Source organism: Brucella anthropi (genome assembly GCF_046630315.1).
Classification (GTDB): Bacteria; Pseudomonadota; Alphaproteobacteria; order Rhizobiales; family Rhizobiaceae; genus Brucella; species Brucella anthropi_A.
The window spans coordinates 131,221-146,285 of the sequence record NZ_LQBD01000033.1; the positions used below are offsets into that span (position 1 = coordinate 131,221).

Here is a 15,065-nt window from a genome sequence, read left to right on the forward strand (position 1 = left end):
TTTGGTTGACGGCGATCACAGGACCGGTCCAAACTGGCGGCCGGGAAAGAAGCGAATGGAGAACGGAAGGGCAGCTCATGGACACACAATCCGCTGATGGCGCCTATCGCGTTCTCGCCCGCAAATATCGTCCCCAGAATTTCAACGATCTGATCGGCCAGGAGCCGATGGTCCGCACGCTGAAAAACGCATTCGAGACGGGCCGCATCGCGCAGGCCTGGATGCTCACGGGCGTTCGCGGGGTGGGCAAGACCACGACGGCGCGCATTCTGGCGCGCGCGCTCAATTACAAGACCGATACGATCGACCAGCCGACCATCGACCTTTCCGTGCAGGGCGAAAACTGTCAGGCGATCATGGAAGGCCGTCATGTCGATGTGATCGAGATGGATGCCGCCTCGCATACGGGTATCGACGATATTCGCGAGATCATCGATCAGGTGCGTTACCGCCCGGTTTCGGCACGCTACAAGGTCTATATCATCGACGAGGTGCACATGCTCTCCAATCAGGCTTTCAACGGCCTGTTGAAGACGCTGGAAGAGCCGCCGCCGCACGTAAAATTCATCTTCGCCACCACCGAAATCCGAAAAGTTCCGATCACGGTCCTGTCGCGCTGCCAGCGCTTCGACCTGCGCCGCATCGAATCGGGCACGCTTGCCGCACATCTGCGCCGCATTGCGGAAGCCGAACAGATCGCGGTGGATGACACGTCGCTTGCCATGATTGCGCGCGCGGGCGAAGGATCGGCACGTGATTCGCTGTCGATCTTCGATCAGGCCATCGCGCATGGCGCGGGCAGCGTCACGGCGGAAGCCGTGCGCTCCATGCTGGGCCTTGCCGACCGCGCCCGCATTATCGACCTGTTTGAAATGCTGATGCGCGGCGACGTGGCTGGCGCCCTGAATGAGTTTCGCGCCCAATATGATGTCGGTGCCGACCCGTCGGTCGTGCTGACCGATCTTGCCGATTTCAACCATCTGGTGACGCGCCTGCGTTTCACGCCGGATGTGGCGGAGGACGTGTCGCTGTCGGAAGACGAGCGGGTGCGCGGACGTGAATTCGCGCAGAAACTTTCCGTTCGCGTGCTGTCGCGCACCTGGCAGATGCTGCTCAAGGGCATTGCGGAAGTCGATACGGCAACGCGGCCGGTTCAGGCGGCGGAAATGCTTCTTATTCGCCTTGCTCATGCCGCCGATCTGCCGACACTGGACGAGGCGATCCGCGGTCTCGACAATGGTTCGGCTTCTGCGCCGCGCCCGCAGCCGGGCAATCTGCGGCCCAATGGCGGCGGTGGCGCACCGGAGGCGCGTTTCGCCGCTGACGCGGTTGGCGCATCGTCGATGGCTCCAGCTTCTGGTGGACCGGCCACGGCCATGCGCATCGTGGAAACGCCGCCGATCCAGGTTTCCGCGCCAAAGCCATCTGAAGCGGCGCCGCAACCTTCGGTGCCGGTCAACAGCCTGCATGATATCGTCGCGCTTGCCGACAAGCATCGTGATATGCAGTTCAAGATTCTGGTCAAGAACTGTGTGCGTCTGGCGGCAATAGCGCCGGGGCGTCTTGAAATCGGCCTGACCGACGATGCGCCGAAGTCGCTGCCCAGCGATATTTCGCAACGCCTCCTCAACTGGACCGGCATTCGCTGGATCGTCACCGTCGCGCGCGACGTGGCGGGGCAGACGATTGCCGAGGCGGAGACGGAGCGCCGCGACAATCTGGTGACGGATGCTCGCGCCGATCCTGATGTGGCTGCGATTCTCGCGGCCTTTCCGGGCGCGAAAATCACGGACGTGCGCATTGCCGTGCCGGAACAGAATGACGACGAGGATATCGACCTCGACGCAATGCCGGAAACCCCGGACGTACCGTCTGAAGACGACTGAACTACGGAATGATGGAGTGAACCCATGCGTGACATGATGGGCATGATGAAGCAGGCGAAGGAATTGCAGGCCAAGATGAAGGCCATGCAGGACGAGATCGCCAATCTGGAAGCCTCGGCCTCTTCGGGCGGCGGTCTGGTGACGATCACGCTTTCCGGCAAGGGCACTTTGTCGGCGCTGAAGATCGACCCGTCGCTGATGAAGGAAGACGAGGTGGAAATCCTCGAAGACCTTATCATCGCGGCCCATAACGACGCCAAGGCCAAGCTCGAAGCCGCCATGGCCGAGAAGACCCAGTCGCTGACCGCGGGCCTGCCGATCCCTCCGGGGTTCAAGTTGCCGTTTTAATTCTTGGGGGAGTAGGGGAATAAGGGAATAGGGGAATATGTTTGGTCGGCGGATTGCCGCCATGCCGCATATTCCTGAGTTCCCGTTCCTACTCCCTTACTCCCCTATTCCCTTACTCCCTTACAAAAAATGTCCAAACGAATAGCCGGTCCTGAAATCGAACGTCTGATCCAGCTTCTGGCCCGCGTGCCGGGGCTAGGGCCGCGTTCGGCCCGCCGCGCGGCGCTGCATCTCATCAAGAAGAAGGAAGCGCTTCTGGTGCCGCTTGGCGGCGCCATGCAGGAGGCTGCGGAAAAGGTGCGCATCTGTTCATGCTGCGGCAATGTCGATACGTCCGATCCATGCACGATCTGCACCGATGAGCGGCGCGATCCGGCGACATTGATCGTCGTGGAGGATGTGTCCGATCTCTGGGCGCTGGAGCGTGCAGGCACGATGAATGTGCGCTATCATGTTCTGGGCGGGCGCCTGTCGCCGCTCGATGGCATCGGCCCGGACGATCTCAACATCAAGGGTCTGGTGGAGCGGGTGGCCGGCGGCGACATCAAGGAAGTGATCCTCGCGGTCAATGCCACCGTCGAAGGCCAGACCACCGCGCATTATATCACCGACCAGCTGTCGAATTTCGATGTGCGCGTGACACGGCTCGCGCACGGCGTGCCGGTCGGCGGCGAACTCGATTATCTGGATGAAGGCACGCTTGCGGCTGCGTTACGGGCACGGACAACGCTTTAGACTTGATGGAGAAACACATGGCTGCAAGCCGTTGGAAGCATGCTTTGAAAACTGCTCTGGGTCTTGCCGTCATTCTTGCCATTTCTCCCGCCATTGCCGCACCGTCCAAGGCGCAGGTTGAAAGCCGGTATCGCAACTGGCTGGAAAAGGACCTTTGGCCGGAGGCAAAGGCCGCGGGCGTGTCCCGCGCCGTGTTCGATCAGGCTTTCGCCGGTGTCTCGATCAACTGGAAACTGCCCGATCTCGTCATTCCCGGCGAAAAGCCCTCGACGCCGAAAGAGCAGAAACAGGCGGAATTCGGCGCGCCCGGCAAATATTTCAACACGAAGACTATTGCGGCGGTCACAGGCGGCGGCACGGCGCGCTACGGCCAATATGCCGGCCTGCTGAAGCGCATCGAGCAGAAATACGGCGTTCCGGGGCCGATCCTGCTTGCCGTATGGGGCCGCGAATCCGGCTTCGGCACGGTGAAGATTCCCTATAATGCCTATGAGGTTCTCGGCACCAAGGCCTTTATGGCGACGCGCAAGGACATGTTCCGCAAGGAACTGATCGCAGCGCTCGAAATCGCTTCCAAGGGCTATATCGATGAAACCGCGATGAAAAGCTCATGGGCGGGCGCGCTCGGCCAGCCGCAATTCATGCCGACCTCCTATCTGAAACACGCTGTCGATTTCGATGGCGACGGCAAGCGCGATATCTGGAATTCGGTGCCCGACACGCTCGCCTCCATCGCCAATTATCTGAAACTGCATGGCTGGCAGAAGGGGCGCGACTGGGGCTTTGAGGTCAATGTACCGCAGAATGTGTCCTGCTCGCTGGAAGGGCCGGACCAGGGCAAGACGATTGCCGAATGGGCAAGGCTCGGCATTACACGGGTCAATGGAAAGCCGTTTCCGGCCAATGAAATGAAAGGCGAGGGCTTTCTCCTCATGCCCGCCGGGCGCTTTGGCCCGGCCTTTATCGTCAGCCCGAATTTCTACGTGCTTAAAGACTATAATATGAGCGATCTCTATGCGCTCTTTATCGGCCATGTGGGCGACCGCATCGCCTATGGGGTGGGCGACTTTTCATCGCCATGGGGCAATGTCGGCACCATGTACCGCTCCGATATCGGCGCGATGCAGAAACGCATGCAGGCTCAGGGCTACGATGTCGGCAAGCCGGATGGTTTGCCCGGCTTCAAGACCCGCCGCTCCATTGGCCTGTGGCAGGCCAGAAACGGCAATGCGCCAACTTGCTTCCCGCAGCCGGATATGTTGCGTCAGATTCGCTGAGTAGGGTCCGCCAACAGCAGATTGGCGAAGGATTGCAGCGCCTTGGTGCGATAGCGGCCGTTGTGCTGAAGCATGAGATATTGGCGTTGGGGCAGCGGAAAATCCGCCTTCACCAATGTTCCCGCCGTCAGGTGCGGGGCGGCGACGAGTTCCGAAATGGCCGTCACATAATTGCCGGAGCGGACGGCCGAACAGATGGCTTCGTTCGATGGCAGTTCCAGCGCCACATGCAGCCGCGCCGGGTCGTAGCCGGCGGCGCGCATGGCATCTTCAAAAACGCTGCGTGTTCCCGATCCCTGCTCGCGCAGGATCCACTTTCCTTCAAAAAGCCGGTCCCAGGTCAGTTTGCCGGCGCATGCCCAGTCGTGGTCGGGGCGGGCCACAAGGATAAGCTGGTCGGTTGCAACCTTGCTGATCGAGAGCGACGGCGCCTGCACCGCGCCTTCCACAAGCCCGATATCGGCGGCCCCTTCCTCGGTCGCCCCGGTCACGCTTTCGGTGTTTCCCAGCGTCAGCCGCACATCGATCATGGGAAAGGCGGCGTGAAAGCGCGCCAGAAAGGGCGGCAGCCAATAGCCTGCAATGGTCTGGCTGGCATGGATGGCGAGAATGCCCCGCTTGCCGCCGCCAAGTTCAGACAACATGCGCTCGGCCGACCGGGCGCGCGCCAGCGTGGCCCGCGCCTCATCCAGAAACATCCGCCCATCACCCGTCAGCTCGATCCGCCGCCCGATGCGGTTGAAAAGCGTCGCGCCATAGCGCTCCTCCAGCGTGCGGATGGCCGAACTGACCGCCGAAGGGGTCAGATGCAGGGCCTCCGATGCGCGTGTCAGGTGCTCGCGCTCGGCCACTTCGATGAAAATGCGCAGTTGTTCCAGTGTCATAGCAATAATCGTTCGATTTTTTCGAATGAAATATGCCATATAATGAAATGGATTGAACAGGGAAAATCAGGCATTGGATCGAAAAATATTTCCCCCTCAAGACGAAATGCCGAAAATGACATACTCGAAAATCCAGAACATCCTCCCCGGACTTGGCTTGAGCATTGCCGTCACCGCTGCGGCGATGGTGCTGGAAAAGATCGAGGAGCATTATGCCGGGCGAGCATGGCTGGAAGCCCTTGTCATCGCCATTCTCCTGGGAACGGCAGTGCGCAGTCTGGCGCGCCCCGGCCCACGCTTCAACAAGGGCATCAATTTTTCCGCCAAGCTGCTTCTGGAAATCGCCGTCGTGCTTCTCGGCGCCTCGATCAGCGCCAGCGCGGTCATAGAAGCAGGATCCGGCCTCATTTTCGGCATTGCGGCGGTGGTCGCCGTGGCGATCACCTTGAGCTACGGCATCGGGCGTCTGCTCAGGCTTCCCCATCGCATGGCGGTTCTGGTGGCCTGCGGCAACTCCATTTGCGGCAATTCCGCCATTGCGGCCATGGCTCCGGTCATCGGCGCGAAGAGCGAGGATGTCGCGGCCTCCATTGCCTTCACGGCAATTCTCGGCGTGATCGTGGTGCTCACCCTGCCTCTGCTGGTGCCGCTGCTTGGCCTCTCCTTCACGCAATATGGCGTCCTGGCGGGGCTTACCGTCTATGCGGTGCCGCAGGTGCTGGCCGCGACCGCGCCGGTTTCGCTGCTCAGCGTCCAGATCGGCACGCTGGTCAAGCTCGTGCGCGTGCTGATGCTGGGCCCCGTCATTCTGGTCTTTGCGCTGATTTCAGGCAACAAGGACGCGGACGTAAAGCCCGGCTTCTTCCAGCTTGTGCCATGGTTCATCATCGGCTTTCTCGGCATGATGGCGCTGCATTCCCTGCATCTGATACCGGAAGCGATCCTGCCCGCCATTCAATATGCATCGACCATTCTCACCATCATTTCCATGGCCGCCCTCGGCCTCGGCGTCGATGTGCGCTCGGTGGCGTCGGCCGGTGGGCGCGTGACGCTGACTGCCGTGCTGTCGCTGGTTGCGCTATGCGCCATCAGCCTTGGTCTCATCCACATGCTGGGCGTAGCATAAGGCCGGGATGTTCCCATCCCGGCCTCTGGTCTTCATGAATAATCTCAGCTTTTCTTGGCCGCGTCAGCCGACTTGGCGCTGTCGGCGGGTTTTGCATCCGCCGGCGCTTTCGCGGTTTTGGCGGCGTCCTTGGTGTTGTCCACCGACATATTGGAATGGATCGTCACCATATGTTCGGCCTTGATGAGCGTCAGATTGGCTTCGTAATATTTGCCGTCGCCGAGCTGTTCCAGTGCCAGATCGACGTCCTTGTCGATGGCCGGCAGATTGGCTGTCGTCTCGGTTATCACCAGATCGACATCGGCAAGCTTCAACTCTTCCTGAGCCTCTTTCTTGCGGCCATGCTGGATGTGCTCGTTGGCCTTTTTCAGATGCGCCGCCTTTTCCGGCGTCAGCTTGTAATCATCGACGACGCCGACTTCCATGTCGACCGGCAGCGTGCCCGATTGAACCGCGGCGATTTCATCGGCCGGAGCGCCCGCCGCCTTCATCTTGTCGAGGAGCGACGGGGTATCTTTCAGGGCCTTGTCCAGATCATCCTTGACGGTCGTGAGGATGATCCTGGCCTGGTCCGGCGTTCCCTGAAATATGGCCAGCCGCGCCAGCGTGACGCCGCGCACCGCTGCCAGACCGTCTCCGGAAATCGCATCCAGCTTCTTGATGGCCGCTTGTTCGGCAGCGTTCGTGCCTTGCATGGCGGCCGCCTTCGGCTGTGCAGCCTCTTCGGCAAAACCAATCGTCGCAAAGGATGCGCTTAAAAGCGCCGCTGAAAGCACAATGACGGGTAGGGATTTGGTTTTGGTAATCATCTTATGCAATCCGTTCAAACTTAACTGTATTGGATATTTCAAGGTCAGCGGATATCTGGACGCTTTTATCCTCCATTATGAATGTAGAGAAAAATTTATTGGAAATTGAACTGTGATGGATGAAATATATTCTTTGAATCAGCGCTGATCCGATGCAAAGGGTCGGCCCGATTCGTGACCATTTCGTGGCAGAAGAAAAGTATTAAATTTATTTAATAAAGAAAAAGCCCGCCGAGGGGGCGGGCTTTTCCATGTTCATGCGAAGAAGGAAAGATTAGTTCTTTTCCTGCTTCTTCAGGGCGGCGCCGAGGATGTCGCCGAGCGAAGCGCCGGAGTCGGATGAGCCGTACTGAGCGACAGCTTCCTTTTCTTCAGCGATTTCAAGCGCCTTGATCGAGACCTGCAGCTTGCGGGTCTTCTTGTCGAAGGCGATGACGCGGGCGTCAACCTTCTGACCGACCGTGAAGCGTTCCGGACGCTGTTCGTCGCGGTCGCGCGACAGATCCGAACGCTTGATGAAGCTTTCCAGATCGTGGTCGACGAGACGGACTTCGAGGCCACCGTCGGTAACGGCGGTCACTTCGCAGGTCACAACGGCGTTCTTGCGCAGTTCGCCGGAAGCTGCTGCTTCGCCGACCTTGTCGCCGGAAAGCTGCTTGATGCCGAGCGAGATGCGTTCCTTGTCGACGTCGACGTCGAGAACGACAGCCTTGACGACTTCACCCTTGTTGTACTCTTCGATGACCTGTTCGCCCGGACGGTTCCAGTCGAGGTCGGAGAGGTGAACCATGCCGTCAACGTCGCCGTCGAGGCCGATGAACAGGCCGAATTCGGTCTTGTTCTTGACTTCGCCTTCAACAACGGTGCCGACAGGGTACTTCTGGGCAAAGGTCGTCCACGGATTGTCGAGGGTCTGCTTGAGGCCGAGCGAGATACGGCGCTTGACCGGATCAACTTCGAGCACAACGACTTCGACTTCCTGCGTGGTGGAGAGAATCTTGCCCGGATGGACATTCTTCTTGGTCCACGACATTTCGGAAACGTGGATGAGGCCTTCGATGCCCGGCTCGATTTCGACGAATGCACCGTAGTCGGTGATGTTCGTGACGGTGCCGGTGATCTTTTTGCCGATCGGGTACTTTGCGCCGATGCCATCCCACGGATCGCTCTCGAGCTGCTTCATGCCGAGCGAGATACGATGGGTTTCCTGGTTGATGCGGATGATCTGCACCTTGACCGTCTGGCCGATGGTGAGGATTTCCGACGGATGGTTGACGCGGCGCCATGCCATGTCGGTGACGTGCAGCAGACCGTCAATGCCGCCGAGGTCGACGAACGCACCGTAATCGGTGATGTTCTTGACGACGCCTTCAACGACCTGGCCTTCTTCGAGGTTCTGGACGATTTCCGAACGCTGTTCCGCACGGCTTTCTTCAAGAACGGTGCGGCGCGAGACAACGATGTTGCCGCGGCGCTTGTCCATCTTGAGGATTTCGAACGGCTGGGGCACGTGCATGAGCGGGGTGACGTCGCGGATCGGACGGATATCGACCTGGCTACGCGGCAGGAAGGCAACGGCGCCGTCGAGATCGACGGTAAAGCCACCCTTGACCTGATTGAAGATGACGCCATCGACGCGCTCGCCATTGGCGAACTTCTGCTCAAGCTTGACCCAGCTTTCTTCACGGCGTGCTTTTTCGCGCGAGAGCACTGCTTCGCCCAGAGCGTTTTCGATGCGCTCGACGTAGACTTCCACTTCGTCGCCCGGCTTCAGCGAGCCGTCTTTGCCCTTTGCGCCGAATTCCTTCAGCGGCACGCGGCCTTCGACCTTCAGACCGGCATCGATGATCGCCATGTCCTTTTCAATGGCCACGATGCGGCCCTTGACGACATAGCCTTCAGCGAGATCGTTCTGGGCAAAGGATTCTGCCAGCAGGGATTCGAAATCTGCGCGGGATGGGTTGAATTCTGACATGAATACTCCTGATGCATCCGGAAAATTCATCGGATGCGGCGCCGGGGGTTCGTGTTGCGTTATGCCCGACCTCGGCTCCGTCTGTGCAGACAACCGGCGCGTGGAACGCGAAGACAGGCTTTTCAGTGTGAGTGCGGCCTATATAGGTCCGAACTCGGGATAATCCAGCTTTTCGAGGCATAATGAGATCCGAAAAGCTAAAAAACTTGCCGGATTCATCCCCGATGCTGCGCCAAAGCGTGATCGATCAGCTTTTTTGCGGCCAGAAATGCCGCTTCTATACTCATTTCGCTCGTATCAAGCAAGTGCGCGTCTTCAGCAGGCCGGAGCGGGGAATCGATGCGGTTCGTGTCGCGCGCATCGCGTTTCCTGAGATCGGCGAGGATTTCCGCAAGATCGGCCTTCTCCCCGCGCGCCACGATCTCCTCATGGCGGCGTTCGGCGCGCACTTCCGGCGAAGCGGTGACGAAGAGCTTTATGGCTGCATCGGGACAGACGACCGTGCCGATATCGCGCCCGTCAAGAACGCTGGAGGGGAGTGCGTTGGCGAAATTGCGCTGCGCCTCGACAAGCGCCCGCCGAACAGCGGGCATGACGGCAACCTTCGATGCCGCTTCGCCGATTGCATGGGCTGAAAGCACCGCCTTGTCCATCTCGCGCAGATCGAGATTGCGTGCTGCCTCAGCCGCCACCGCCTCATCGTCGAGCGGCAGGCCCCTGTCGATCAGGGCCTTGGCGACGGCGCGATAGGTCAGGCCCGTATCCAGATGCGGCATGCCGTAGTGAATGGCGATGCGCCGGGCAAGGGTTCCCTTGCCCGAGGCGGCCGGTCCGTCGATCGCGACGATAAACGGCGTCATCGCGCGTCGCTCCGTTCGATCTTCGCGCCCAGTCCCGGCATCATGTCCATGAATTCGGGGAAGGACGTGGCGATCATGGTGCTGTCGTCCACCGTCACCGGCTTTTCCGATGCAAGGCCCATCACGAGGAAGCTCATCGCGATGCGGTGATCGAGATGGGTTGCGACGGTGCCGCCGCCGAGCCCCTTGCCGTCGGGGCGTCCACGCACCGTCAGCGACATTTCGCCTTCGGTGCAATCGACGCCATTGGCCTCAAGGCCGCGCGCAACGGCTGCGAGGCGATCCGATTCCTTGACGCGCAGTTCGTCCAGCCCGTCCATCACGGTTTCGCCTTCCGCGAAGGATGCGGCGATGGCCAGAACCGGATATTCATCGATCATCGAAGGCGCGCGTTCCGGCGGAACGGTGACGCCTTTCAGCTTCGAGGCCCTGACGCGCAGATCGGCGACATCCTCGCCGCCGGCAAGGCGCGGATCGATGATTTCGATATCCGCCCCCATTTCCTGCAAGGTGAGGATCAGGCCGGTGCGGGTCGGGTTCATCAGCACGTTGCGGATGGTGACGTCCGAACCTTCGACCAGAAGGGCTGCCACGAGCGGAAAGGCGGTCGAGGACGGGTCGCCCGGCACATCGATGGTCTGGCCGGTGAGCTTGCCCTGGCCGACAATGCGGATATGGCGCACGCCATCCCTGTCGGTTTCCACCGTGAGGTCCGCGCCAAAACCTTGCAGCATCTTTTCGGTATGGTCGCGCGTCATGACCGGCTCGATGACGGTGGTGACGCCCGGCGTGTTGAGACCGGCGAGAAGCACGGCGGATTTTACCTGTGCGGAGGCCATCGGCACGCGATAGGTGATCGGATTGGCCGTCCTTGGGCCGATCAGCGTCAGCGGCATGCGGTCGCCTTCGGCTGCTTCCACCTGAACGCCCATTTCGCGCAGCGGGTTCAGCACGCGGCCCATGGGGCGCGAGGTCAGCGAGGCATCGCCGATAAAGGACGTCTTCATGTCATAGGTGCCGACGAGGCCCATGGTCAGGCGCGCGCCGGTTCCGGCATTGCCGAAATCGAGCGCGGCTTCGGGCTGCAACAGGCATCCATTGCCGACGCCATTGATGATCCAGACATCGCCCTCTTTACGGATTTTCGCGCCCATGGCCTGCATGGCGCGGCCGGTATTGATGACGTCCTCGCCTTCCAGGAGGCCGGTGATGCGGGTCTCGCCCGATGCAAGACCGCCGAACATGAAGGAGCGATGCGAAATGGACTTGTCGCCCGGAATGCGGATTTCGCCTTTGAGTGCGGCCGAGCGGCGGGCGGTTGCCGGTTTCGGGGATGCGGAATGGGACATGGATTTTTCACAGTCACATTTTTGGCGCGGATACGCGCCGGGATTGAGAGATAAGCGGGGCTTCCCTAGCATAGGATAAAGCTGGGGTCATCCGTGAATACGCGGTACGGGCGACACGCAGGGCCAAGAGTCTGCCTGTCCCTTTGCGTTTGGCTTTGACAAACGCGCCAAATTGCGTTTATGCACCGGACAACAATATGAACGCGCTCAAGACTTGCCCCTTGCCATACGGCTCTGCGAACAGCATGGTGAAGGGCTATATGCTTTGATCCGGGCACCCCGGCGCGATTTTTATGAATTTGTGTCCCCGTGTGAATTAACGAGGCTAGACGTGGCAAAAGCTGAACTTGGTACCAAGCGTATCGACCCGGAAACGGGCAAGAAATTCTACGATCTCAATCGCGATCCGATCGTTTCGCCTTACACCGGCATTTCCTATCCGCGCTCCTATTTCGACTCCACGCTTGAAAGCCGCGTTGTCGAAGAGGAAGCGGAAGAGGAAGAACTGGACACGGCACTGGAAAAGCCGGATTTCGTCTCGCTGGAAGATGCCGACGACGAAACCAAGGGCGGCGGCGACGATCTGCCGGATATCGACGACGACGATGTCGATCTGGGCGACGATGATGACGACACCTTCCTCGAAGAAGAGGAAGACGAGGACGACGACATGTCGGGCATTCTCGGCGGTGGCGTCGGCGGCGACGACGAGGAAGGCTGATCCCTGCCGGGTCAGTATCCGATGCATTTGCGAGGCGGCCTTCGGGTCGCCTCGTTTCGTTTTGGGTGCATGTGAAACGGGCGCCGGGCGCGATCTGTGAATTATTTTTGGCAGATGTGGAAAGAGTTGCGATTTAGCTCTTGATCTTCTGACAAACGCCATTTAATAAGCCGCCACACCGGGCAGCAAGTCCTGCCCGATGCACCTCGAAAGAGGTCTGATGGGGCCATAGCTCAGCTGGGAGAGCGCCTGCATGGCATGCAGGAGGTCAGCGGTTCGATCCCGCTTGGCTCCACCAATTTCTTCTCCATGATTTGATGCAGATCGACGGATGTGGCGCCGCCACGCGGTCTATTTCCGCAGGTAGCTTTTCCTGCCATTGTCATCCATGCAGTAACGACCGCCACGCGGGCCGGTACAGATCAGCCCGTCACGGCACGGGCACGCCTTTGTTGCCGATGGCTGCATGGTTTGAGGCTCCGTACCCATCAGTCCGGCATTGCCCATATAAGCCCGGCAGGATTTCTTGCTGGCGCTCACAGAGCCATCGTTGCAAACGAAAATATCGCCACGGCAATGCGATATGCCGCCTTTGCCCTTGCTGCACGGTGTATTTGCAGCCTGTGCAGCGGCCGCGACAAGAATCGCCAGACTGATGATGAGTGGCCCCAAACCCCTTACTTGCATAAAGCTAATTTACTGATGCCTTGTGCGCTTGCAATGGCAAATGGCGGAAAACCATGGGCTCGTCGGAACCGCTCCAACTATTCGTTTCGCTGCATATGCCTCACGCATCGAAGCGGGATCGCAAATCAGTCCACTGGACTGATTTCCCCGCATAAGCGCTTCGCACTTTTGCTGGAAGTGCTCTGGAAACTCATGATAAAGCCAGTCGGGAGGAGACCGGCTTTTGACCGTTACAGGCCGATATCGGGAGGAACGATGAGCACCAACGCAGTCCCCACGCAGCTTTCGCAGGACCATCCGCTCTGGCAACCGGATGCGGGGCGCATCGCCGCCAGCAATCTGGAGCAATTCCGCATTCGCGCGGAGCAGCGCACGGGCTTGAGCCTGCCGGATTATGCCGCGCTGCATCGCTGGTCGGTGGAAGATCGCGCCGGGTTTTGGCAGCTCGTGTGGGATTTCTGCGCGGTCATCGGCGAGCGCGGCAACAGGGTTCTTGTCGATAAGGGCCATATGCGCGAGGCAAGATTCTTCCCCGACGCCCGGCTCAATTTCACCGAAAACCTGTTGCGCCATGAGGGCGACGAGGAAGCCATCGTCTTTCGCGGCGAGAACAGGGTCGAGCGTCGCCTGACATGGAACGATCTCCATGCGCTGGTCTCGAAGCTGCAGCAATTCATGCTTTCGCAGGGCGTGCAGCCGGGCGACCGGGTGGCGGGCATGATGCCCAACATGCCGGAGGCGATAGCCCTGATGCTGGCGGCGGCATCCATCGGCGCGGTCTGGTCCTCCTGCTCGCCGGATTTCGGTGTGCAGGGCGTGCTTGACCGCTTCGGCCAGATCGAACCCAAGCTGTTCTTTGCCTGCGACGGCTACTGGTATAATGGCAAGCGCATCGAGGTGGCCGACAAGGTGGCCGAGGTAACGGCAAGACTGCCGGGGCTGAAGCGCGCGGTCATCGTCACCTATCTCGGCGAAGCGGAAGCCGTCGCCGACAGGGCGGAAAAGGGCATTGCGCTTGATGCGGCGCTGGAGCCGTTCCGGGCGAAGGAGGTGGAATTCACGCGGCTTCCCTTCGATCATCCGCTTTATATCCTGTTTTCGTCCGGCACCACCGGCATCCCCAAATGCATCGTGCACCGGGCAGGCGGCGTGCTGCTGCAGCACCTGAAGGAACACAGCCTTCATGCGGACCTGCGCGACGGCGACCGCTTCTTCTATTTCACCACCTGCGGCTGGATGATGTGGAACTGGCTGGCCTCGGGCATCGCATCGGGGGCCACGCTTCTGCTCTATGACGGCTCACCCTTCTATCCCGATGGCAATGTGCTGTTCGATTATGCCGCCGCCGAGGGCATGACCTATTTCGGCACCTCGGCAAAATTCATCGATGCCGTGCTGAAAGCCGGATTGAAGCCCGGCGAAACGCACGATCTGTCAGCGCTGCGCACTGTCTCCTCCACCGGCTCGCCGCTGTCGCCGGAAGGTTTTGCCTTCGTCTATGACGCCATCAAGCCGGATGTGCATCTCGCCTCCATTTCCGGCGGCACGGATATCGTGTCCTGCTTCGTGCTGGGCGTACCGACCGAGCCCGTCTGGCAGGGCGAGATTCAAGGCGCGGGCCTCGGCATGGCGGTCGATGTCTGGAACGATGACGGCAAGCCGGTACAGGAGCAAAAGGGCGAACTGGTCTGTACAAAAGCCTTCCCATCCATGCCGCTGGAATTCTGGAATGACGCGCAGGGCGAAAAATATCAGGCCGCCTATTTCGAACGTTTCGACAATATCTGGTGCCATGGCGATTTTGCCGAATGGACCGAACATGGCGGCATCGTCATCCATGGACGTTCGGATGCGACGCTGAACCCCGGCGGTGTACGCATCGGTACGGCGGAAATCTACAATCAGGTCGAACAGATGCCGGAAGTGGCCGAGGCGCTCTGCATCGGGCAGGATTGGGACAAGGATGTGCGGGTGGTGCTGTTCGTCCGGCTTGCCGAAGGGGTGGCGCTGGACGACGACCTCAAGGCCCGCATCAAGGCAAAAATCCGCACCGGCGCCACGCCGCGCCATGTGCCGGCGAAGATTGTTGCCGTCCGCGATATTCCGCGCACGAAATCGGGAAAGATCGTGGAGCTTGCCGTGCGCGATATCGTGCATGGCCGCGATGTGAAGAACCGCGAGGCATTGGCCAACCCGGAAGCGCTGGAGCTTTATCGCAATATAGCCGAGCTGCAGGAGGGCTGATTGGTTGCCGGGTAACGAGCGCAACAAAATTTCGTTATCCGGTAATAAATAGCCACAGAAAGCCACGCAAAACGGTTGCCTATTCGACATTCACGGGACACTCTGCCTTCAACATAAGCCATCTTGCAAAGGATGGCCGCCGGGCAGAACTTGTGGAGGACGAG

12 protein-coding genes and 1 tRNA gene are annotated in these 15,065 nt (G+C 59.9%); 8 read left to right on the forward strand and 5 right to left on the reverse strand.

What is annotated here, in order from left to right:
* Nucleotides 1-5: 5 nt before the first annotated feature.
* From AVM02_RS14365 to AVM02_RS14380, 4 genes are all read left to right on the forward strand, one after another.
* On the forward strand, nt 6-1,886 hold the full coding sequence (locus AVM02_RS14365; RefSeq protein WP_411507597.1) for a DNA polymerase III subunit gamma/tau: 1,881 nt from the start codon (nt 6-8) through the stop codon (nt 1,884-1,886).
* A 24-nt stretch (nt 1,887-1,910) separates the two neighbouring features.
* Complete coding sequence (locus AVM02_RS14370) at nt 1,911-2,234, forward strand: YbaB/EbfC family nucleoid-associated protein (protein ID WP_112588560.1); 324 nt, start codon at nt 1,911-1,913, stop codon at nt 2,232-2,234.
* Nucleotides 2,235-2,363: 129 nt separating this feature from the next.
* Nucleotides 2,364-2,969 carry a recombination mediator RecR gene (gene recR, locus AVM02_RS14375; protein ID WP_411507598.1) on the forward strand — a complete coding sequence of 202 codons (606 nt, stop codon included), beginning with the start codon at nt 2,364-2,366 and terminating at the stop codon, nt 2,967-2,969.
* A 17-nt stretch (nt 2,970-2,986) separates the two neighbouring features.
* Nucleotides 2,987-4,246, forward strand: a complete 1,260-nt coding sequence (locus AVM02_RS14380; protein WP_411507599.1) for a lytic murein transglycosylase — start codon at nt 2,987-2,989, stop codon at nt 4,244-4,246.
* On the opposite strand, the gene AVM02_RS14385 is transcribed toward AVM02_RS14380, so the two are convergent.
* The gene (locus tag AVM02_RS14385) at nt 4,234-5,130 is read right to left on the reverse strand and encodes a LysR substrate-binding domain-containing protein (RefSeq protein WP_411507600.1); all 897 of its coding nucleotides are present in this window, start codon (nt 5,128-5,130) and stop codon (nt 4,234-4,236) included. The two genes, AVM02_RS14380 and AVM02_RS14385, sit on opposite strands and share 13 nt — an antisense overlap.
* Before the next feature lie 106 nt (nt 5,131-5,236).
* Between AVM02_RS14385 and AVM02_RS14390 the strand changes: the two genes are divergently transcribed.
* Nucleotides 5,237-6,256 carry a YeiH family protein gene (locus AVM02_RS14390; protein WP_411507601.1) on the forward strand — a complete coding sequence of 340 codons (1,020 nt, stop codon included), beginning with the start codon at nt 5,237-5,239 and terminating at the stop codon, nt 6,254-6,256.
* Nucleotides 6,257-6,300: 44 nt separating this feature from the next.
* On the opposite strand, the gene AVM02_RS14395 is transcribed toward AVM02_RS14390, so the two are convergent.
* The 4 genes from AVM02_RS14395 to aroA form a co-directional block, all read right to left on the reverse strand.
* On the reverse strand, nt 6,301-7,065 hold the full coding sequence (locus tag AVM02_RS14395) for a YfdX family protein (protein ID WP_411507602.1): 765 nt from the start codon (nt 7,063-7,065) through the stop codon (nt 6,301-6,303).
* 274 nt (nt 7,066-7,339) lie between these two features.
* Nucleotides 7,340-9,040, reverse strand: a complete 1,701-nt coding sequence (gene rpsA / locus AVM02_RS14400; protein WP_411507603.1) for a 30S ribosomal protein S1 — start codon at nt 9,038-9,040, stop codon at nt 7,340-7,342.
* A gap of 215 nt (nt 9,041-9,255) precedes the next feature.
* On the reverse strand, nt 9,256-9,900 hold the full coding sequence (gene cmk / locus AVM02_RS14405) for a (d)CMP kinase (protein ID WP_411507604.1): 645 nt from the start codon (nt 9,898-9,900) through the stop codon (nt 9,256-9,258).
* Entirely contained in the window at nt 9,897-11,249 is a 1,353-nt protein-coding gene (aroA, locus tag AVM02_RS14410) for a 3-phosphoshikimate 1-carboxyvinyltransferase (protein WP_411507605.1), read from the reverse strand. Before aroA ends, cmk begins: the two co-directional genes overlap by 4 nt.
* 331 nt (nt 11,250-11,580) lie before the next feature.
* On the opposite strand from aroA, the gene AVM02_RS14415 reads away from it, so the two are divergent.
* From AVM02_RS14415 to AVM02_RS14425, 3 genes are all read left to right on the forward strand, one after another.
* Entirely contained in the window at nt 11,581-11,970 is a 390-nt protein-coding gene (locus AVM02_RS14415) for a TIGR02300 family protein (RefSeq protein ID WP_411507606.1), read from the forward strand.
* A gap of 222 nt (nt 11,971-12,192) precedes the next feature.
* Nucleotides 12,193-12,268, forward strand: a tRNA-Ala gene (locus AVM02_RS14420).
* 644 nt (nt 12,269-12,912) lie between these two features.
* On the forward strand, nt 12,913-14,901 hold the full coding sequence (locus tag AVM02_RS14425; RefSeq protein ID WP_411507607.1) for an acetoacetate--CoA ligase: 1,989 nt from the start codon (nt 12,913-12,915) through the stop codon (nt 14,899-14,901).
* Nucleotides 14,902-15,065 lie beyond the last annotated feature (164 nt).